Below are 19,142 nucleotides of genomic sequence, written 5' to 3'. Positions count from 1 at the left end.
TAAACTGCAAGATTTGGGGTTAAAACAGTTACTTTTTCTTTTTAAAACAAAAACAAAATTCCCAATGCCGCCATCGAGAAATCGTAATCATCACTTATTTTTACGTAAGAAATGTTTATTTCGGTGGTGCTATTCAGATTGGCACCAATAATGGGCCTTACATAAAGCCCTCCTGTATTACCATCATTTATTCCAACAGCATATCCTACATCGGCACCGATCTTAAAATCGTAGGTGGGGTATATTCTAAAAGCACCCGCTACAGGAACATATTGGATATTGGGAAAGTTACCCTCCACCACCACAGGGCCAAAATCTGCCGTATCGTTGTTTATAAAGGCATTCATAAATCCTGTGGCGATACCTGCATCAATGAGTTCCGAAACTCCCCAATGATATCCTAAATCCAGGCCCAGTTCAAAATTTGAAAGATCAGAAATATCTCCAAATGGAATCCCTAAATGAACTCCTGCTTTAAAATTTGTCCGATCCACTCGTTGTGCCATGGATGAAAAACTTACGGCAACCAAAGCTATGATCACCATTACAAATGTCTTTTTCTTCATTGTTAAAATTTTATTAACAACAGAACGTCTTCATCGGTAAAAAAGTGCCTTTTGATATAATTTTCCTACAAAACGAGCATTTTCCATTATTTATCCATTCAATTTCTATTCGGAAAGTATTGAAACTTGTGGTTTTTTAATCCCCCCAATTGACCAAAGGGCAATTTGAGTTGACCAATGCATACTTTTAATCAATACCGAAAATGGAATGTCACTATATTTGATGATATGAACTGGCAGCAAGCACTAAAAGACTACCAAAATTATTTGAAAATAGAGCGAGGTCTTTCCCAAAATTCCATTTCAAATTATGCTATGGACCTTCAAAAACTCGTTCATTTTCTTGAGGATAATTCAATTGATGAAAAACCAGTTGTGATTCCTCGAGAAACGGTTCAACAGTTTATTTATGATATTGCCAAAATAGTGAGCCCTAGAACACAGGCAAGGATCATTTCGGGTTTAAAAGGATTTTTTACCTATTTGGTTTTTGAGGATTACAGGGAGGATAATCCTATGGATCTTATCGAAACCCCAAAAATTGGAAGAAAGTTGCCCGACACCCTTTCCGAGGAGGAAATAAACAATTTGATTGCCGCCATCGATCTATCCAAACCTGAAGGAGAACGCAATAGGGCAATTTTGGAAACCTTATATGGCTGTGGTCTTCGGGTATCGGAACTGATCAACCTAAAACTATCCGACCTGTATTTTGATGAGGACTTTATAAAAGTAACGGGGAAAGGAAACAAACAACGTTTTGTCCCGATCAGTGATGTGAACCAAAAATACATCAACATTTATTGGAAAGAGGTTCGGGTGCATTTGACCATAAAAAAAGAACACGAGGATTTTGTTTTTTTAAACCGTAGAGGCAAACAATTGACCCGGGCCATGATCTTCACCATTGTTAAAAGGCTTGCAGAAAAAATTGGGCTGGATAAAAATATAAGTCCGCACACGTTTAGACACTCCTTTGCTACCCATCTTTTGGAAAATGGTGCCGACCTAAGAGCTATACAACAAATGTTGGGGCATGAGAGCATTACCACTACCGAGGTGTACATGCATGTGAACCGTACCCACTTGACCAAAGTACTTAAGGAATTTCACCCGAGAAGATAAAAAATCTCAAAATTTTATTCGGGTTCCCATCTCAAGTCGAGTGCCCACTCCCTCTAGCCCTAGGCTGTAAAAATTGGATTCATCTATTGGGCGAACCATCTGTACATCCAAAAGCATATTTTCGCGAACTTGGTGTTCCATGCCGAGAAAAATTTCTTGACGCGGGTCGGGGTTTGGATATCCCCTGCCACGATTGTACAAATCCCATTCTTTTTGATATCCTCCCAACAGGTAAAGTTTTTTACCGATCCTTTGGTTTAGCTGTACACCTACACTGAACCTGTCAGCGTGGTAGCGTCGATAATGTTCGCCAATAACTTGAATTTCGTACCCTCCAAAGCTTCAAAATTGATACTGAACCAGGCAAAATGGGACAATTCATCAAATTTTGGATAATTAAAACCCTCAATATAGATTGGAGACTCCGCGGTTTTGGTAATAACAGCACTACTTTGGGCGTGAATCGTCAGACCTAACAACAATATACGGGTTAACGTGAGAAAAGAGGCCAGCTTGTACATGGTAAGTGTTTTACTACAATTTATCAAAGCTTGAACAACCCACCATGGTTATTAGCTAAATTTTAACCTTGACATTTGAAATTCAGCAAACTAAATCAGTCCTGCATCAGGGTATTCTTTTCTACCTTATTCTGCTTTTTAAAAGGTCGGATGATCAAACGTGCCTCACGATCAAAGCGGATATAATTGTACACCCAATTGATAAAGACCACTACCCTATTTCTAAAACCGATCAGGAAATACAAATGCACAAACATCCAAACAAACCAAGCAAACACGCCTTGAAACCTGAATTTTGGCAAATCTACCACTGCTTTGTTCCTTCCTACGGTTGCCATGCTGCCTTTATCTTTATAAACAAAAGGTTTCATCGGTTTACCATCCATCAACAGGACCAAGTTGTCCCCTAAGTTTCTCCCTTGTTGTATGGCAGGTTGAGCCATCATAGGGTGTCCATGGGGGAACTCTTCGGTCACCATTTGGGCCACATCCCCAATGGCAAAAACATCTTCCAGTCCCACAATTTGATGAAACTCGTTTACCTTTAAACGATTGTCCCTGCTAAGAAGTTCCCTGACATCCAAACCTTTTAGCCCCACTGCTTTAACTCCTGCAGCCCACACCAAGGTTTCTGCCTCAAAAATTGTTTTGGTGTTTGTGGTTACCTTTTTGCCATCGTAATCGGTTACACGGATGTTTTTCCAAACATTTACCCCAAGCTCTTCCAAAAACTTTTCTGCTTTCTCAGATGCTTTTTCGCTCATTGCCGGTAAAATCCTATCGCCGCCTTGCACCAAGTTTATTTGTGCCCTACGGGTATCCAAATCGGGATAATCCTTGGGCAGTATTCCTTTTTTAATCTCGGCCAAGGCACCGGCAAGTTCAACCCCTGTGGGGCCACCGCCCACTATAACGAAGTTCATCAATGCATCGCGCTCATGGAGATCATCCGTTAAAAGTGCCTGCTCAAAATTCTCCAGGATCAAGCTTCGTAAATTCAAGGATTGCGGAATCGTTTTCATGGCCATACCCTTGGCCTTAATATTTTTATTGCCAAAAAAGTTGGTTTCCGAACCGGTAGCAACCACCAGATAATCATAAAAAATCTCCCCGATATTGGTCTTGATTCGTTTGGTATCCGTTTTAACTTCCTTCACCTGTGCCAATCTAAAAAAGAAATTGGGATAGCCCTGCAACACTTTTCTAATGGGGTATGCTATGGAATCCGGCTCCAATCCTCCCGTGGATACTTGATACAGCAGGGGTTGAAAATTGTGGTAATTGTGTTTATCCAACAAGACCACTTGGGCTTCTTTTTTACTTAATTTTTTAGCTAATGCAATGCCTCCAAAACCGCCGCCTATAATTACGACTCTTGGATAGCTGGATTGAGGAATGTTCATGCTCGACATACCGACAAATTTAAGTATTCCCTGCTTGAGCAGGTCATCTCAGGGTTGGTTTTTTTGTATCTTTAGCATCTAACTCAAAAAAACTTCGACCCATGAAAAAATTTCTCCCGTTAGGTGCATTGCTACTTTTGTGCACCATGGGTATTCATGCCCAAAAAAAGAAAAACGATGTAATCAAGGCTTTAGAGTCCAAATCTGAAAAATACATCGAAATTGCCCATGAAATATGGAACTTAGCTGAAATGGGATATTTGGAAGAGCAAAGTTCCGCCCTTTTACAAAAAACCCTTTCCGATGCCGGGTTTTCCATCGAAACAGGGATTGCTGGTATCCCAACCGCCTTTAAAGCAGAATATGGATCGGGATATCCTGTAATTGGTATTTTGGGAGAATACGATGCTTTACCTGGTTTATCCCAAGAGGCGGTACCAGAGAAAAAATCCGCTGGTAAAGCTGCTGGACATGCCTGTGGGCACCACTTGTTTGGAACAGCATCCACCGCCGCAGCCATTTCGGTAAAGGACTGGATGGATACCAACAATATTAAAGGAACCATTCGCTTTTACGGATGCCCGGCCGAAGAAGGTGGTTCCGGTAAAGTTTATATGGTTCGCGAAGGCGTGTTTGATGATGTGGACGTAGCTCTGCATTGGCACCCAAGTTCGGCAAATGCTGCCAGTGCCGGTGCTGCATTGGCCAACAAATCTGCCAAATTCAGGTTCCATGGGGTTTCTGCGCACGCCGCGGCCGCACCACAAATGGGACGTTCGGCCTTGGATGGCGTAGAGGCCATGAACGCCATGGTAAACATGATGCGCGAACATGTCCCCGAAGATGCAAGAATTCACTACGTAATCACCGATGGAGGTAAAGCGCCAAATGTTGTTCCCGACTTTGCTGAAGTTTATTATTATGCAAGACACAACACCCGGGATGTGGTCGTGGATATTTTTGATAGGATCGTAAAAGCAGCAGAAGGTGCTGCCATGGGAACAGGAACTACCATGGAGTATGAAATGATCGGTGGCACCCACGAACTCCTGCCCAACCTGACCGTGCAAAAAATAATGTACGACAACTTGGTAAAAGTAGGTGGGGTTACTTACAATGAAGAGGAAAAGGTCTTTGCCGAAAAAATATCCAAAACTTTGGGCAAAGGTGCGCCGGACATTTCCTCAGCCGAAAAAATTCAACCTTACAAAGAAACAGCCAATGCATTTGGTTCTACCGATGTGGGAGACGTTAGTTTTACCGTACCAACAGCTGGCTTGGGAACGGCGACTTGGGTACCCGGAACACCTGCACACAGTTGGCAAGCCGTAGCTGCCGGTGGTATGAGTATCGGCTCCAAAGGAATGATGGTAGCCGCCCAAACCATAGCACTTACTGCAATGGATATTTTTGAAAATCCAAAAACGGTTGAAGCCGCCAAAAAGGAATTGGAGGAAAGAAGAGGAAAAGACTTCAAATATATTCCCATGTTGGGCAACAGACCTCCTGCACTGGACTATCGTAAATAGATTTTTCATCAAACACTGTAACAAAAGTTGCTTTCTGCATACTTATAATTAAAGCAACTTTACCAACCGTTTAGTGAACAAAGAACTGGAACATCGTTTTGTGACGGAACTTGAGGACAATCAAAATATTGTCCATAAGGTATGTAGCCTGTATACCAACGACAAAGATTCCCACAACGATCTGTTCCAAGAAATCACTATTCAATTGTGGAAAGCATATCCAAAGTTTCGGGGAGATGCCAAGTTTAGTACATGGATGTACCGGGTTGCCTTGAATACGGCCATCACCTTGTACCGAAAATCAAAAAAAAGGGTAAAGACTCAGGATTTTGAGTCGGTCCTCTATAAAATCAAGGCCACTGATTATGATGATACGGAAGAACGACAGTTAAAACTGATGTACGACGCCATAAAACAGCTTGGTGATATTGACAAAGCCTTGGTATTCCTCTATCTGGAAGACAAGGATTATACCGAGATAGCCGAAACTTTGGGTATTACAGAAGTAAATGCGAGAGTGAAGATGAGCAGGGTAAAAAATAAATTAAGAACCATATTAAATCCTTGATTATGCTGGATGAACTGGAGCTCTTGAAAAAAGATTGGCAAAAACGGGAAGCAGACCTTCCCAAGCTGTCCTATGAGCAAATCTATCCGATGACCAAGAAAAAGTCATCATCCATAGTTAAGTGGATTTTTTATATCAGCATCATAGAATTTGTATTCTGGGCGGGTATCAATATTATTTTTAGCGGTCCCGAAACCATGCAGGAGCTAAAGGACATGCATATTTATAAGGTTGTCATGGCTCTCAACATCATCAACTACGCCATTATCCTTTACTTTATCTATAAGTTTTACATTAATTACAAGAAAATCTCATTCACGGATTCCTCCAAGAATTTGATGAGAACCATATTAAAGGTAAAACGAACCGTAACACAATATGTGTGGTTCAATCTTATCATCTTTACTACCTATTTGATCATAAACATGTACGGGGCACTCCTTTATGGTCCCGAGGGACAGAAAATTGTTGAAGCTGCATCCAAAGACGGGGACAGCATAACATTTTGGGCCATGGTGATTGGGATATCCGTAGTATTTATAGCCGCTATCCTATTTTTAATATGGCTGTTCTACAAACTCCTTTATGGAATTTTACTAAAAAGACTTAGAAAAAACTACAACGACCTTAAAAGGTTAGAGGTCTAGCCGTCCAACTTGCCTTTATAACTGTAGCGTCTTTTTTGGTTTTCTTCCTCGTAGGCAAGAAGCTCCTTCTGAGGAATTACCTTTAGGAAAGATGGGTGTTGCTCAATGGCGTACTCCAATTTTTCCAATATGGCATCAATGGACTCGTGGTCGTAATCAATATCCAATGGCTCCTTGATTTGCATGGATTGCAAGATTCCTTTTTTCTTTACACGAAGTCCTTTTTTGTCAAAAGAACGTCGGAATCCATCAATAACCACGGGAACCACAACAGGTTTATATTTTTTGATGATGTGCGCGGTGCCTTTTCGCAATGGCTTCCATGGCGTTGTGGTACCTTGCGGAAACGTGATCACCCAGCCATCATTTAGCGCCTTTCCAATATTGGAAATATCACTGAACTTCACCTGTCGGTTCACATTTTGACCACCCGCCCTCCAGGTTCGCTCTATACTTATGGAACCGGCATAGGCCAAAATTTTGGTCAATAGACTCTTTTTCATGGTCTCCTTGGCCGCCACGTAGTAAATATTCAATTTAGGGTTCCAGAGATAGCCCAAATTTTTAATATTGTCCTCCCTCCCGCTCAAACTGGCATTAAAAACATGGAACATAGCCACCACATCGGCAAAATAGGTCTGGTGATTGCTCACAAAAAGAACATTGTTTTCCGGTAAATCACGGATAATCTGCGATCCTTCGATCTCGAGAGTATTAAATCCTTTGTAACGCTGGTGTGTCATCATACCGGCGATACGGATCAGCCATCGTTTAAAAAATAAAATATGTCCAAAAGGATTTTTCTTAAACAGACCCATGTATAGCGTTGATTGTTGACTGCAAATTTACAAAATAGCATCAAAGCACCTGTCGTAAAAGCTCCTTGATCTCGCTCATCATCATGGCGGTAGCTCCCCAAACCGTGTAACCGTTTAATTTAAAGGCCGGTACATTTATGTTTTTTGCGTAAGAAGTGCTCAAAATTTCTTCAATATGGTTGGAATCATCCAAAAAATCCCTGAGATACACCTCCACCAGGCTTTCCACTTCGCTTTCTTCTTTGATAAACGGTCGCGGATTCGGATAGATCCCGATATAGGGTCTTACCAAAAAATTACTGGGCGGAATATACACTTCACTGAGTTCTTTGATCACTTCAACCTCGGTAGGTGGTACGCCAACTTCCTCATGGGTTTCCCTTAAGGCAGTTTGCAATAGATCCCTGTCCATCTTTTCCACCTTTCCACCGGGGAACCCGATTTGGTTGGAATGCACGCCCTGATATACTTTCCGCAGGATCAAAAGTAAACGGGTCTCTTGTTCCAAATCTGGATAGAATAGCGCCATGACCCCTGCCCGCTTGGGGTTTATATCTTGTCTGTTCTCCTTCAACCATTGAATACGAAGCTCAGGGGACATTTTATGATGGGAATCTTCCCCAGGAAGTGGGAGATTTTTTAATTTTAGAGCAAGTTGACAAAATTTATTAAAATCCATACTGTTGAGACAATCGGCTTTAACTACAAGTATATTATTTTTTTTGTTCGTTTCCTGCGGGGAATCCCCAAAGAAGGATAAGGACAAAGTTGAGGAAAATATTGCAAAAACGGACACTGTTCCCCAAATCCAAATAGATGCTACCGCCACGGAAGAAGAAGAGGAAGAGCCCTTTAAACTTACCGAGGAGAATGCCATCGACTTCTTTTTCGATTACGAAAAAAACTTAAAGAAAGATAAGGTAAAAATCACCACTACCATGGGCAGTTTTACCGTACAGTTGTATGATGACGTACCTTACCACAAAGCCAATTTTATTTATTTGGCCCGACAGAAGTATTTTGACAGCACTCAGTTCCACAGGGTTGTGAAGGATTTTATTATTCAAGGGGGCAACTCCGATGACAGGAAGACAGCCCGAAAACGGAGCAGAATAGGAAGATACCTGCTACCACCTGATGCCAAAAAAGGCCATAAGCACCACCGTGAAACCATTTCCATGCCCAGCAGCGAAAGGGACAACCCCCATAAATTGGCCTCACCGTACGAATTCTTTATTGTAGTTACCAATCCAGGCTCCTATCACCTTGATGGCTCTTACACTCCTTTTGGGCGAGTGATTGAAGGAATGGATGTGGTGGATGCCATAAATAACGTACCTGTGGGCGATGGGGATTGGCCATGGCAAAACATATACATTCTCAAGGCCGAGGTGTTGTAACCCGATCAAAAAATACTATAATTTAACGGCCCTCAATACAAAACTAAACCCAGTATGATACAGACTAACAATTTTACTTATGCAGCCAGTGGACAATCTTACCAAGGAGTGGTTGCCTACGATGATAGCATTAAGGGCAAACGCCCTGTGGTTTTGGTCTCCCACACATGGGCAGGGCAATCAGACTTTGAAGCGGACAAAGCCACCGAACTTGCCAAACAAGGTTACTTGGCATTTGCCATTGATGTGTACGGCAAAGGAAAGAGAGCCAAGAATGCGACCGAGGCCGAAGCATTGATGAACGAATTATTGGCCGACCGCCAAGAACTGCTCGATCGGATACTTTTAGCACTCGACAAAATAAAAGAACATGATTTGGCCAACACCGAAAAGGTCGGAATCATAGGATTTTGTTTTGGTGGAAAATGCGCTTTGGATTTGGCGCGTTCCGGCATCGACATCAAAGGAGTGGTGTATTTCCATGGCATCTTTGACCCGCCCGATCTGGACCACGAAGGGGACATCAAGGCAAAAGTATTGGTGCTTCACGGTTGGGAAGATCCGCTGGCATTTCCCAAAGATATCGTTTCCTTGGGTTACGAACTCACCGAACGCAATGCAGTTTGGGAAATGGATGTTTTTGGTCATACAGGACATGCTTTTACCAACCCCAATGCCAATGCACCCGATGATGGCATGATGTACAATCCTTTGGCCAGTGATCGGTCTTGGCAGCGTATGTCACACTTTTTTGAAGAGGTTTTTGCCGATTAATATACGGTTCGACAAACTGTATTTTTGGTTCCTTATTGGTTCTCCAGACTTTTCGGAAACCTTTTTTCTTTCATAAATGGAAACAAGGACTGCAATAATTATGAGGTTTTTCATAATGTATTGCCCAACAAAGGTCAAGGATAGTGGTTCTTCTCCAAAAACATCGCCCGGAAAAAAGAATAGCGGTGTAAAGGTGCATACCATGTGGATCAAAGCCATTATTACAGCTTGTCTTCTAAAAAACCTGAACACAAACAAAAAGCCCAATCCTACTTCCCAAAAGGCAAGTAGGATTATGGAAACCTCATCAGGTATCAACCCAAAAGTGAGCCGATGAATGGTGTTTTTTGCCAAATCTTCAGCTGGACTAAGGTTTGGGACAAGTTTTAATGCCCCAAACCAAAAATATACCAAGCCAATGGAAATGGCCAGCAAATTTTCTTTAATGGATTTTCGCATAGGTGGATTAAAGAGGTTTAATTATTGAATTCATTCATTAGTTCCGGGTCAACCTTTACCTTACTGCGTGCAAATCGGTACGAGACCCCTACATTGATCAAATAATCTGCAAAAGCGGCATCCCCCTCTCTAGGCTCTCCTGTCATCTGTTGTGTTTCCAAATCAGTAACACTTTGCGGACGTTCCCTTCTCACTGCAAACGGCACATTCAGGTTCAAGGAGAAATTATCTTTCATAAAAGCGATTCCAGGGTCAATGGAGAGTACATTCCCGGGTCTTCTAAAACCTTCGTTACCACCAATAAGATCCTTTACGGGCACACCTTCGTACCGTGCTCCCAATGAGGCAGAAATGGTATTGCTTAAACTATGGCTTAGCCCGGCGCGGAGTGAAAACTGGTCTGGAACGGCCATAATGGCTTCATTTTCCAAAATTGGGCTTAAAGTTTCCCTAAATGTCCGTGTACCGTTGGTTTCCCTCGGATTGATCAAATAAAAACCACCGCCATAGGCAAAAAATCGTTCGGCAATCTTTTGGTAAAACTGAAAATCCAAGGTTATTCCAAATCCGCCATCCCCAGGCTGAATACTTTGATCCACGGGTCTTACCTGTGGGCTTCCCTCTGGCCCAACATTGTAAAAAATATCGGAGGCATTGTAGCTTCCCGTTGGTAGTTTAAGGCCCAAGCCCAATGCTAAATTGCCGTTTTGGTGTTTTTCGAGATCGAACAGCCAATAGCCAACACCTACCCGAATATCGGCCAAGCCACGGGAAAAAGTGGTGTTACGCTCATCGCGCCCATGTTCGTACAATGAGGAACGTGTATTTATAACGGTGGGGATGGTAATACTGGCGTACCATCTGTTGGATATTCCATAGGTCAAGAAGAAATCCCAAGAATGGGAATGGTTGATAACTTCGGTCTCATTGGAAACCCTGTCCGGTTCCTCTTCGGTTCCCCTAAAATGGCGGAAGGATTTGAAATATCTGTAATTGCTCCCAATTTGAATGTCGCCTGGACCCAATAAATTATTCTCCAAAGTGTTCCCTACACAGGAGGAAAAATGTCGGATAGCAACGCACCCTTGGGCACTAGCCTGATTGATTCCAAGAAGTGAAATCAACCCTAAAAATGTAATGATCAATGATTGCGATGTTCTCATACCTGTACTACTGATTGGTTATTTATGTTACTTGGGAGCCAATGTAGCGGTATACTTAAGGAGACAGGACTAACGAAAAGTAAAATTGATTAACAAAAAGTTAATTGTACTAAGCAATAATTAACCAATATTGAAAAAAGTTAGGAAAGGATTTCTTAGGCTTCCTTTTTATAAATGTTGGGCAAGCGAACATCAAACTTAACCGCAATCAACCTTAATGAGATAACGACCAAAATAGCTGCCACGTAGGCGTAGCTATCTTTTATGGGAAATTGCATAAAGAGAAAATAACTGGCACCTCCCAAAATACAAGTGGTCGCGTAAATTTCCTTTCTTCGGAAAATAATTGGGATTTCGTTGCAAAGCATATCTCGTATCACACCACCAAAACAGGCCGTCATTGTGCCCAAAAACACGCACATAATGGGCAACAGTTGCGCTTCCAAACCTTTTTCCACCCCAACCATCGTATAAAGTCCAATACCGATAGTATCGAACAGAAACAACGATTTTCTGAGGTATTTGAGCTTGTTCACAAATATGATGGCAAATACTACCGTAATAAAAATAGTGGTCACATAGGTAAGGTCTTGCATCCAGCCCACGGGGGTGTTGCCAATCATCAAATCCCTCAATGTCCCGCCACCAATCGCGGTGACAAATGCAATGATAAGCACACCAAATAAATCCAGACGCTTTTCCATAGCGACCAAAACCCCGGAAATGGCAAAGGCCACAGTTCCCAATATATCTATAGTTTGATATAGCATGACTACATTTTTTGTGTATAGTAGTTGTAATCCTTGATGACAACATCTACAAATTCGATGGGCTGCAGAACTGTCTGCACCCCCAATACTTCTTTGATGCGTTTATCCAACGATACTATAATATTGTGATTGCCATTTATTTTGGCCTTATCGTACAACTCTTTGATGGTTTGCATTTCCTGGTCTTTAAAAACAGTTACCTGCGGAAATGTGGGCTTGTAATCCTCCGGCAGTTCCCTTAACAAAGTATCGGACAACGATACTCGCTTCTTTTCACTTATCACCGTGGTTCCTGCAGCAATATCACCGATTCGCTGTCCCTTTCCCCTAATTAGAATGGTCAACACGGCAGCACCTCCGGAGGTAAGGCCCACATCGATAATTCGAAGGGCCCATCGCACAAAATAATTTCCAAAATTAGGTTTGGAACCATCCAATTTTACTACTCGTAAATTCATGGCCCCCTTTCCAATGGTCTTGCCATCCATCAAGGTTTCAAAAAGCAGATAATAAAAAAAAGCGGGCAAGGTAAGTATCAAATAAAAAACCCATTGGTCGTCCATATCAACCTCAATGGAAATCAAAAAAACAATAACTAAAATGGTGTATACCAAAATGATGAAACTATCAATAATATAAGCCAGCATGCGCTCACCAAGGTGGGATGTGTTTTGGCTGATGGTTATATTTTGGGCCGTTTCTATTTGAAATTGTTCCATATTTTAGTTTCTTTACTTACAAACCATCAAATTTAATGCGCGAAGCCGCTTTTGTTAGGCAAAATAAGGATAAATGGGCCGCTTTTGAAAATGCCTTGCTCAATAAAGGGCAACTTCACCCCGATGAGCTTTCGGATCTTTACATTGAGATCACCGATCACCTGAGTTACGCCAAGACCTTTTACCCTGGGAGCAACACACAGGTTTACCTGAACACCCTTGCCTCCCAAGCCCATCAAAAAATATATAAGACCAAACGGGAATCCCGAAATCGTATTGTCCATTTTTGGAAAACAGAATTTCCGACCATGTTCATAGCCCACCACAGGGAATTATTGATTTCTTTCTTGGTATTTGCCTTTTTTGTGACCATTGGCGCATTCTCCTCTGCCAACGAGGGTGATTTTGTGCGATCCATACTAGGCAATGGATATGTGAATATGACACTAGAAAATATTGAAAAAGGCGACCCTATGGCGGTTTACAAAGAACAAGGGGCGTTCAATATGTTTTTGGGCATTACCATCAACAATATTAAAGTGGCCATTTACGCATTTGCATTTGGTATTTTTTTAGGGGTCGGTACGCTATACATTTTACTACAGAACGGAATTATGCTGGGGAGTTTCCAATACTTTTTTTATGAAAAAGGACTATTGTGGGAATCGGCCCGAACCATATGGATCCATGGAACCATTGAAATATCCGTAATAATTATTGCAGGATGCGCCGGACTGGTCTTGGCCAATGGCTTACTTTTTCCGGGCACTTATACTCGACTGGAATCTTTTAAACGAGGGGTTAAAAACGGGCTAAAAATAATGGTAAGCACAGTTCCTTTTTTTATTATTGCGGGTTTTTTGGAAGGCTTCGTCACCAGACACACCGAAATGCCGGATGGGTTGGCAATTTTCATCATACTGGGATCGTTGTCCTTAATAATTTTTTACTACATCATTTATCCATACCAAATCCACAGAAAAACCGCTCATGCAGACATCCAATAACTACATCGAATTTAAAAAACAACGGGAATTGGGAGAGATACTTTCCGATTCCTTTGGCTTTATCAGAAATGAGTTTAAACCTTTTTTTAGCACCATTTTAAAAATTGTAGGCCCCTACATTGTGATCATGCTGATTTCCATGGGGTTTTATATGTTTACCATTGGGGATATTTTTAATCTGAGTGCCATCGGCAATCCAACGGCTACCCAAACATATTCACCATTTATTATGGTTTTTGCCATATTGGCCTTGATACTAAGTTCTATCGCGGCCTATGTTCTGGCGCAGGGAACCGTGTTGCACTACATAAAATCATATATCAACAACAAAGGAGCCGTAAATTATGATGAAATCCGTCAAGGCGTATATGGTTCTTTTTGGTCTCTGATCGGTTTGGGAATTTTGGTCGGTTTGTCCGTAATGATAGGCGCAATATTTTGTTTAATTCCCGGGATTTACCTTGCCGTACCCTTATCCGTTTCGTTTGCCATTTTGGTATTCCTTAAAAAAGACGCCATGGAATCCTACCAGTATAGTTTTACCTTGATCAAAGAAAATTGGTGGATGACCTTTGTGACCCTTTTTGTAGTTTACATTATTGTTGCCATTGCCACCTATGCCTTTAGTTTGCCAACCATTATCTACACGTGGATTAAAATGGGCGTGTTTTCCGGCGAAATGGATGCGGAGAATTTTAATGTTTTTAACGACCCCATATATCTTTTGCTAAATATATTGAGCACCTTGGTCAGGTTCCTGATGAACATTATTTTTTTAGTGTCCACATCCTTGATATTTTTCAACCTCAACGAAAAGAAAAATTTTACAGGTACTTTTGAACGTATTGAAAGCCTTGGGAAACCTTCAGAGGAATAGATGCTCAAAAAACTGATCTTATCATACTTACTTTTATCTTGGACAATACTTTTTGCCCAAAATGATTCCATTGTCAAATATGATGAATCGGACATTGAACCTATTGAATTCAGTAAAGAAGACCTCGAAACTTATAAGAACGATAGTGCGTTCAATTATGAGGAAGTAAAGACCGAAAGCAGTTGGTGGACCGACGTCACCAATTGGTTCTATACTATTTTACGTCGCTTTTTTGAATGGATTTTTGGCGTGGGAAACGCCGAAGGTTATTTGGCCGTTTTTTTGGAGATCCTCCCCTATTTGCTCCTTGTCTTATTCTTATATCTGGTAATTCGCTTCTTTGTCAACTCCAATATGTACGGGATTGGCAAAAACAAGAAAAATCCGAATGTGGTGTCCCTATCGGAGGAGGAACACATCATTAAAAACGAGGACATACAACAATTGGTCAAAAATGCCCTAGCGGATAAAAACTATAGGCTCGCCATTCGGTACTATTACCTCTACATCTTACAATTATTATCGGAACGGGAACTGATAGACTGGCAACAGCAAAAAACAAATGATGATTACATAACGGAACTCTCCGAAAGCACCCTGAAAAATGCTTTTGGGAAAGCTACCTTGCTCTACGACTACGTTTGGTATGGGGAATTTGATATTGACCACGAACGTTACCAAAAAGCAGAAGTTATATTTAATTCCTTAAAAAACGCAATTACAGATGTTTAAAAAGGGTTGGGTTTACATAGCGATCGGTGTACTGACCCTTGGGGCCATATTTTTGATGGAATACAACAAACCAAAAAAAATCAACTGGTTCCCATCTTATGTTTCCCATCATAAAATACCTTACGGCACCCTTGTATTGAACGATTTGATGGAAAAGCACTTTCCAGATGCAATACAACAAATCCATAAACCGCCTTTCGAATTCCTAACCCGTACCGACTCCATAAAAGGCACGTACTTTTTTGTGAATGAATCCGTCTCTTTTGAAGAGGCCGAATTAAACTCCCTATTGGAATGGGTGGAACAAGGAAATATGCTATTTGTAGCTTCAAGGTCTTTTGAAAAAAAATTACTGGACACCTTACATTTGGAACAAGGGAGCGTTTATAACAACGGTCTGGAACCTCTTTTTTATTATGAGCTCGTAAATCCAAAATTCAAGAACAAACCGGCAACATTTGGCAAGGATTATTACACCCCCGGTTTTGATCAAATAGACACTTTACGAACAACGGTTCTTGGTCAAGTGTATGCCCAAGCGGATAGTACGGACACCATCACCAAACATATAAACACCATAAAACAACCTTTTGGCAAGGGAACGATTGTTTTGACCAGTTTTCCAAAAGCATTCACCAACTACTTTATCCTAAAGGATAATAATCAAGCATATACTGCGGGACTATTATCTTACCTGGACAGTAAAGGACAAATCTACATGGACAACTTCCACAAATCGGGAAAATCCTTTTACACTTCGCCCATGTACCTCTTTTTGAACACCAAAGAATTTAAATGGGCCTATTACCTTGTCCTTATCGGTGCGCTCATCTACATTATTTTTGAAGGTAAGCGGAAACAACGTGCTATTCCCATTGTACCCCCGTTAAAAAACCAGACCTTGGCCTTTACGCGGACCATAGCTGATATGTACTTTGAAAAAGGGGAACTGCACCTGATAACAAAACATAAAATTGATTACTTTTTGGAATACCTCCGTACCAAATTGCATGTTTCCACCCAAAATTTGGAGGATGAAACATTCTTGCGGAACCTGGCCATGCGGAGCAATACCGATTTGGAAGATGTAAAAGCCTTGATAGGCATGATTTCAAAACTGAGGACCAAACAGTATGTAACCGAAATTGAATTGAAAAACCTGAATCAAAAAATAGAAGCATTTAAAGCAAACGTTGATGGAAAATAACGACTTGAACTTTGACAATAGAGTTCCCTTGGAAGAATTGAGGGAAACCGTAAAACAAATAAAAAAAGAATTATCCACCATTATCGTGGGCCAAAAGGATTTTATAGAACTTCTGATCATTTCCATTTTGGCCGATGGACATGCGCTGATCGAGGGTGTTCCCGGCATTGCGAAGACCGTGACCGCCAAGCTCTTCGCAAAAACGCTCAAAACAGAGTTCAGCCGAATTCAGTTTACGCCCGATTTGATGCCAAGTGACATTTTGGGAACTTCCGTTTTTAATACCAAAACCACGGAGTTTGAGTTTAAAAAAGGCCCTATCTTCTCCAATATTATTTTGATCGATGAGATAAACCGTGCCCCGGCCAAAACACAAGCGGCTCTTTTTGAGACGATGGAAGAACGGCAGGCCACCGTGGACGGCACTACCTACAAAATGGGGCAACCATTTATGGTATTGGCCACCCAAAATCCCATAGAGCAAGAAGGAACCTATGCCCTGCCCGAAGCACAACTGGATCGGTTCCTTTTTAAGATCAAAGTGGATTATCCGTCCGTTGAAGAAGAAGTTGTGATTTTACAAAACCACCACGAACGCAAGGGCGAAAAACCACAAGACCAAATTAAGGCAGTACTTACCCCTAAAAAACTGTTGGAATTCAAAAAGAACATTCACGAAGTGGTCGTGGAGCAAAAAATATTGGATTACATCGCCAACATTATAATACAAACCAGAAACCATCCACATTTGTATCTGGGCGCTTCACCAAGGGCTTCCATTGCCACCTTGACCTCGGCCAAAGCATTTGCAGCCATTTCCGGACGGGATTTTGTGATTCCCGAAGACGTAAAAAAAGCCTTGGTTCCCGTGCTAAACCATCGCGTAATTTTAACCCCGGAAAGGGAAATGGAAGGCATGACCACCGAAAATGTAGTTTCCATGATCATGGAGTCTGTTGAAATCCCTCGATAAGCATGGCATTCATTCGGTCGCTATACATCCACAACACTTTTTTTAGGTACATCGCCGTGCTTTCCGCATGTTTTGTAATTTCTTATTGGGTACCGCTCCTATACCCTATAGCTTGGTTGTTGGTGTTTCTTTTGATGGTACTCCTTGTGTTCGACCTCTATTTATTGTTCTCGACCTCCAAGGCCATCAAAGCCCAGCGGAACCTGCCCCAAAAATTATCGAACAGCGATCAAAATATACTATCGGTACATCTAAGCTCCAAATACCCTTTCAGAACAGCCGTTTCCATAATCGATGAATTACCGGTTCAGTTCCAAAAAAGGGATTTTGAACATAAAACTCAATTACTAAGAGGCCAACCACATTTTTTCGAATACTCAGTACGTCCTGTGGAACGTGGCGAATATGTTTTCGGCAACCTAATTGTATTTGCATCCTCTCCCCTACGCATCATCAAAAGGAAATTTGTGTTCCAAAAGGACCAAATGGTGCCGGTTTATCCTTCCATCATACAAATGCAGCAATACGATTTTTTGGCCACAAGCAATCGTTTGACGGAATTTGGACTGAAGAAAATAAGACGCATTGGACATACCCAAGAGTTTGAACAGATCAAAGAATACATTAAAGGGGACGATGTGCGAACCATAAATTGGAAAGCCACGGCAAAAAAGAACCAATTAATGGTAAACCAATACCAAGATGAAAGGTCACAGCCCATTTATTCCATAATTGATACGGGAAGGGTCATGAAAATGCCCTTTAATGGCTTGAGCCTATTGGATTATGCTATCAATTCGGCCTTGGCCTTTTCCAATGTTGCCCTAAAACGAAACGATAAAACAGGATTGCTCACATTCTCCAAAAAAATTGAAACCTTTGTTCCCGCCGTGCAGAAAATCACGCACCTAAATACTATCATGGAAAATCTGTACAATATTTCCACTGCTTTTTCCGATTCAGATTTTGGCTTATTGTACGCCCAGGTAAAACGAAAGGTCAACCAACGAAGTCTATTATTGCTCTACACTAATTTTGAGCACATATCCGGCTTAAAACGTCAATTGCCCTTTATACTGGCCATGGCCAAAAAACATGTACTGGTAGTTATTTTCTTTGAAAATACGGAGCTGGAATCCCTTGTTGCAGAAGATGCAGAAGATTTACAGGCAATCTACCATAAAACCATTGCGGAAAAGTTCTCTATGGAAAAACGGCTGATGCAAAAAGAACTTCAGAAATATGGCATCCAGACCATTTTGACCAAACCCGAGGAATTGACCGTCAACACCATCAATAAATACCTAGAAATAAAAGCTAGGGGGATTATTTAAGCGACCGTACAGGCGGGTGCTCGATGTGACAACAAGTATCCGTAAAATTATTCAACACTAAACTCCCGATTGGAAAGCCCCAATGTATTCAATGACGGGAGTTTGCCATCCAATACAACAAATTCCGATTTTGGGTGAAGAAACTGTTCTCGCTTCTTCAAATTTAGGTTAGAGTAACGACCGCGCAAGTGCCTTCTATCATCTTTTTTAGAGAAAAGGTCTATGGTAACGCCCACGGTAACGCCCCCTAAAATGGTTGCGGCGAGATCATCGTTGTCCCAACCATTTGGTCGCTGCCCTGCATCCACGGTTTCTTTGGCCAGACCGATAAGGGTACTCCCCGCTACCGAACCTACAAAAGTCCATATTCGATTACCATCAGTGGCTTGCTTGGCAATTCCGGCCCCAGCAAGGCCAAAGAGATTACCTCCCAAAAAATGGAGTGCTTTGTCCCGCTCCACTTGCCCATGGCAATGCGAGGCGAGCACAAAGAAGAGTAGTGTGGGGATTAGTGTTCTCATTGCGCAGGGTAAAAGTATTAAAAGTTTCC

At 41.6% G+C, this 19,142-nt stretch carries 23 protein-coding genes; 12 read left to right on the top strand and 11 right to left on the bottom strand.

Translation table 11 applies throughout. From position 1 onward, the window contains the following. Window positions 1-41 precede the first annotated feature (41 nt). The gene (locus MURRU_RS11845; protein WP_014033706.1) at window positions 42-566 is read right to left on the bottom strand and encodes a hypothetical protein; all 525 of its coding nucleotides are present in this window, start codon (window positions 564-566) and stop codon (window positions 42-44) included. A gap of 228 nt (window positions 567-794) precedes the next feature. Between MURRU_RS11845 and xerD the strand changes: the two genes are divergently transcribed. Continuing rightward, the gene (xerD, locus tag MURRU_RS11840) at window positions 795-1,691 is read left to right on the top strand and encodes a site-specific tyrosine recombinase XerD (RefSeq protein WP_041801496.1); all 897 of its coding nucleotides are present in this window, start codon (window positions 795-797) and stop codon (window positions 1,689-1,691) included. A gap of 6 nt (window positions 1,692-1,697) precedes the next feature. Here the strand turns inward: xerD and MURRU_RS11835 are convergent, their stop codons facing one another. The 3 genes from MURRU_RS11835 to MURRU_RS11825 all read right to left on the bottom strand — a co-directional run bounded on the left by MURRU_RS11835 (window position 1,698) and on the right by MURRU_RS11825 (window position 3,615). Further along, window positions 1,698-1,919: a hypothetical protein gene (locus MURRU_RS11835; protein WP_014033704.1), complete on the bottom strand. Its 222-nt coding sequence runs from the start codon at window positions 1,917-1,919 to the stop codon at window positions 1,698-1,700. 41 nt (window positions 1,920-1,960) lie between these two features. Further along, the gene (locus MURRU_RS11830) at window positions 1,961-2,212 is read right to left on the bottom strand and encodes a hypothetical protein (RefSeq protein WP_014033703.1); all 252 of its coding nucleotides are present in this window, start codon (window positions 2,210-2,212) and stop codon (window positions 1,961-1,963) included. A gap of 95 nt (window positions 2,213-2,307) precedes the next feature. Then, a complete protein-coding gene (locus MURRU_RS11825) occupies window positions 2,308-3,615 on the bottom strand; it encodes an NAD(P)/FAD-dependent oxidoreductase (RefSeq protein WP_041801494.1) in 1,308 nt (435 codons plus the stop codon). 101 nt (window positions 3,616-3,716) lie between these two features. Here MURRU_RS11825 and MURRU_RS11820 point away from each other — a divergent pair, with 101 nt between their 5' ends. The 3 genes from MURRU_RS11820 (at window position 3,717) to MURRU_RS11810 (ending at window position 6,359) form a co-directional block, all read left to right on the top strand. Further along, the gene (locus tag MURRU_RS11820) at window positions 3,717-5,144 is read left to right on the top strand and encodes an amidohydrolase (RefSeq protein WP_014033701.1); all 1,428 of its coding nucleotides are present in this window, start codon (window positions 3,717-3,719) and stop codon (window positions 5,142-5,144) included. A gap of 73 nt (window positions 5,145-5,217) precedes the next feature. Next, window positions 5,218-5,712: an RNA polymerase sigma factor gene (locus tag MURRU_RS11815; protein WP_014033700.1), complete on the top strand. Its 495-nt coding sequence runs from the start codon at window positions 5,218-5,220 to the stop codon at window positions 5,710-5,712. A gap of 2 nt (window positions 5,713-5,714) precedes the next feature. Continuing rightward, the gene (locus tag MURRU_RS11810) at window positions 5,715-6,359 is read left to right on the top strand and encodes a hypothetical protein (protein WP_014033699.1); all 645 of its coding nucleotides are present in this window, start codon (window positions 5,715-5,717) and stop codon (window positions 6,357-6,359) included. On the opposite strand, the gene MURRU_RS11805 is transcribed toward MURRU_RS11810, so the two are convergent. Both MURRU_RS11805 and MURRU_RS11800 read right to left on the bottom strand, forming a co-directional pair. Then, complete coding sequence (locus MURRU_RS11805) at window positions 6,356-7,177, bottom strand: lysophospholipid acyltransferase family protein (RefSeq protein WP_014033698.1); 822 nt, start codon at window positions 7,175-7,177, stop codon at window positions 6,356-6,358. The two genes, MURRU_RS11810 and MURRU_RS11805, sit on opposite strands and share 4 nt — an antisense overlap. A gap of 40 nt (window positions 7,178-7,217) precedes the next feature. Then, window positions 7,218-7,856, bottom strand: a complete 639-nt coding sequence (locus MURRU_RS11800) for an NUDIX hydrolase (RefSeq protein WP_014033697.1) — start codon at window positions 7,854-7,856, stop codon at window positions 7,218-7,220. Window positions 7,857-7,860: 4 nt separating this feature from the next. On the opposite strand from MURRU_RS11800, the gene MURRU_RS11795 reads away from it, so the two are divergent. Both MURRU_RS11795 and MURRU_RS11790 read left to right on the top strand, forming a co-directional pair. Then, on the top strand, window positions 7,861-8,577 hold the full coding sequence (locus MURRU_RS11795) for a peptidylprolyl isomerase (RefSeq protein ID WP_014033696.1): 717 nt from the start codon (window positions 7,861-7,863) through the stop codon (window positions 8,575-8,577). Window positions 8,578-8,631: 54 nt separating this feature from the next. Continuing rightward, a complete protein-coding gene (locus MURRU_RS11790) occupies window positions 8,632-9,351 on the top strand; it encodes a dienelactone hydrolase family protein (RefSeq protein WP_014033695.1) in 720 nt (239 codons plus the stop codon). Here MURRU_RS11790 and MURRU_RS11785 read toward each other — a convergent pair. From MURRU_RS11785 to MURRU_RS11770, 4 genes are all read right to left on the bottom strand, one after another. Next, entirely contained in the window at window positions 9,319-9,810 is a 492-nt protein-coding gene (locus MURRU_RS11785; RefSeq protein WP_014033694.1) for a hypothetical protein, read from the bottom strand. The genes MURRU_RS11790 and MURRU_RS11785 overlap by 33 nt on opposite strands. Before the next feature lie 17 nt (window positions 9,811-9,827). After that, on the bottom strand, window positions 9,828-10,973 hold the full coding sequence (locus MURRU_RS11780; RefSeq protein WP_014033693.1) for a hypothetical protein: 1,146 nt from the start codon (window positions 10,971-10,973) through the stop codon (window positions 9,828-9,830). Between the two features lie 155 nt (window positions 10,974-11,128). After that, window positions 11,129-11,743 carry a trimeric intracellular cation channel family protein gene (locus MURRU_RS11775; RefSeq protein WP_014033692.1) on the bottom strand — a complete coding sequence of 205 codons (615 nt, stop codon included), beginning with the start codon at window positions 11,741-11,743 and terminating at the stop codon, window positions 11,129-11,131. Between the two features lie 2 nt (window positions 11,744-11,745). Further along, entirely contained in the window at window positions 11,746-12,462 is a 717-nt protein-coding gene (locus MURRU_RS11770) for an RDD family protein (protein WP_014033691.1), read from the bottom strand. A gap of 35 nt (window positions 12,463-12,497) precedes the next feature. On the opposite strand from MURRU_RS11770, the gene MURRU_RS11765 reads away from it, so the two are divergent. From MURRU_RS11765 to MURRU_RS11740, 6 genes are read left to right on the top strand one after another with little or no spacing between them, the layout of a single operon-like run. After that, window positions 12,498-13,469: a stage II sporulation protein M gene (locus tag MURRU_RS11765; protein WP_014033690.1), complete on the top strand. Its 972-nt coding sequence runs from the start codon at window positions 12,498-12,500 to the stop codon at window positions 13,467-13,469. Continuing rightward, window positions 13,453-14,346, top strand: coding sequence for a hypothetical protein (locus MURRU_RS11760; protein WP_014033689.1), 894 nt, complete (start codon window positions 13,453-13,455; stop codon window positions 14,344-14,346). The genes MURRU_RS11765 and MURRU_RS11760 overlap by 17 nt, the downstream gene beginning before the upstream one ends. Next, the gene (locus tag MURRU_RS11755; RefSeq protein ID WP_014033688.1) at window positions 14,347-15,078 is read left to right on the top strand and encodes a DUF4129 domain-containing protein; all 732 of its coding nucleotides are present in this window, start codon (window positions 14,347-14,349) and stop codon (window positions 15,076-15,078) included. Continuing rightward, window positions 15,071-16,285, top strand: a complete 1,215-nt coding sequence (locus MURRU_RS11750) for a DUF4350 domain-containing protein (protein WP_014033687.1) — start codon at window positions 15,071-15,073, stop codon at window positions 16,283-16,285. Before MURRU_RS11755 ends, MURRU_RS11750 begins: the two co-directional genes overlap by 8 nt. Further along, a complete protein-coding gene (locus MURRU_RS11745; protein WP_014033686.1) occupies window positions 16,275-17,258 on the top strand; it encodes an AAA family ATPase in 984 nt (327 codons plus the stop codon). Before MURRU_RS11750 ends, MURRU_RS11745 begins: the two co-directional genes overlap by 11 nt. 2 nt (window positions 17,259-17,260) lie before the next feature. Next, entirely contained in the window at window positions 17,261-18,592 is a 1,332-nt protein-coding gene (locus MURRU_RS11740; RefSeq protein ID WP_014033685.1) for a DUF58 domain-containing protein, read from the top strand. A 47-nt stretch (window positions 18,593-18,639) separates the two neighbouring features. Here MURRU_RS11740 and MURRU_RS11735 read toward each other — a convergent pair whose 3' ends face one another. Then, window positions 18,640-19,113 carry a YfiM family lipoprotein gene (locus MURRU_RS11735; protein ID WP_014033684.1) on the bottom strand — a complete coding sequence of 158 codons (474 nt, stop codon included), beginning with the start codon at window positions 19,111-19,113 and terminating at the stop codon, window positions 18,640-18,642. Between the last annotated feature and the right edge of the window lie 29 nt (window positions 19,114-19,142).

It is taken from the genome of Allomuricauda ruestringensis DSM 13258, assembly GCF_000224085.1.
Classification (GTDB): domain Bacteria; phylum Bacteroidota; class Bacteroidia; order Flavobacteriales; family Flavobacteriaceae; genus Flagellimonas; species Flagellimonas ruestringensis.
The sequence above is the reverse complement of the archived record's forward strand: the minus strand, read 5'-3'. Positions and strand labels throughout refer to the sequence as shown.

What these genes read in the sequence shown, in the direction of transcription:
- MURRU_RS11845 (WP_014033706.1), bottom strand. Translation starts at nt 566, where the DNA reads ATGAAGAAAAAGACATTTGTAATGGTGATCATAGCTTTGGTTGCCGTA.
- xerD (WP_041801496.1), top strand. Translation starts at nt 795, where the DNA reads ATGAACTGGCAGCAAGCACTAAAAGACTACCAAAATTATTTGAAAATA.
- MURRU_RS11830 (WP_014033703.1), bottom strand. Translation starts at nt 2,212, where the DNA reads ATGTACAAGCTGGCCTCTTTTCTCACGTTAACCCGTATATTGTTGTTA.
- MURRU_RS11825 (WP_041801494.1), bottom strand. Translation starts at nt 3,615, where the DNA reads ATGAACATTCCTCAATCCAGCTATCCAAGAGTCGTAATTATAGGCGGC.
- MURRU_RS11820 (WP_014033701.1), top strand. Translation starts at nt 3,717, where the DNA reads ATGAAAAAATTTCTCCCGTTAGGTGCATTGCTACTTTTGTGCACCATG.
- MURRU_RS11810 (WP_014033699.1), top strand. Translation starts at nt 5,715, where the DNA reads ATGCTGGATGAACTGGAGCTCTTGAAAAAAGATTGGCAAAAACGGGAA.
- MURRU_RS11805 (WP_014033698.1), bottom strand. Translation starts at nt 7,177, where the DNA reads ATGGGTCTGTTTAAGAAAAATCCTTTTGGACATATTTTATTTTTTAAA.
- MURRU_RS11800 (WP_014033697.1), bottom strand. Translation starts at nt 7,856, where the DNA reads ATGGATTTTAATAAATTTTGTCAACTTGCTCTAAAATTAAAAAATCTC.
- MURRU_RS11790 (WP_014033695.1), top strand. Translation starts at nt 8,632, where the DNA reads ATGATACAGACTAACAATTTTACTTATGCAGCCAGTGGACAATCTTAC.
- MURRU_RS11785 (WP_014033694.1), bottom strand. Translation starts at nt 9,810, where the DNA reads ATGCGAAAATCCATTAAAGAAAATTTGCTGGCCATTTCCATTGGCTTG.
- MURRU_RS11780 (WP_014033693.1), bottom strand. Translation starts at nt 10,973, where the DNA reads ATGAGAACATCGCAATCATTGATCATTACATTTTTAGGGTTGATTTCA.
- MURRU_RS11775 (WP_014033692.1), bottom strand. Translation starts at nt 11,743, where the DNA reads ATGCTATATCAAACTATAGATATATTGGGAACTGTGGCCTTTGCCATT.
- MURRU_RS11770 (WP_014033691.1), bottom strand. Translation starts at nt 12,462, where the DNA reads ATGGAACAATTTCAAATAGAAACGGCCCAAAATATAACCATCAGCCAA.
- MURRU_RS11765 (WP_014033690.1), top strand. Translation starts at nt 12,498, where the DNA reads ATGCGCGAAGCCGCTTTTGTTAGGCAAAATAAGGATAAATGGGCCGCT.
- MURRU_RS11760 (WP_014033689.1), top strand. Translation starts at nt 13,453, where the DNA reads ATGCAGACATCCAATAACTACATCGAATTTAAAAAACAACGGGAATTG.
- MURRU_RS11755 (WP_014033688.1), top strand. Translation starts at nt 14,347, where the DNA reads ATGCTCAAAAAACTGATCTTATCATACTTACTTTTATCTTGGACAATA.
- MURRU_RS11750 (WP_014033687.1), top strand. Translation starts at nt 15,071, where the DNA reads ATGTTTAAAAAGGGTTGGGTTTACATAGCGATCGGTGTACTGACCCTT.
- MURRU_RS11745 (WP_014033686.1), top strand. Translation starts at nt 16,275, where the DNA reads ATGGAAAATAACGACTTGAACTTTGACAATAGAGTTCCCTTGGAAGAA.
- MURRU_RS11740 (WP_014033685.1), top strand. Translation starts at nt 17,261, where the DNA reads ATGGCATTCATTCGGTCGCTATACATCCACAACACTTTTTTTAGGTAC.
- MURRU_RS11735 (WP_014033684.1), bottom strand. Translation starts at nt 19,113, where the DNA reads ATGAGAACACTAATCCCCACACTACTCTTCTTTGTGCTCGCCTCGCAT.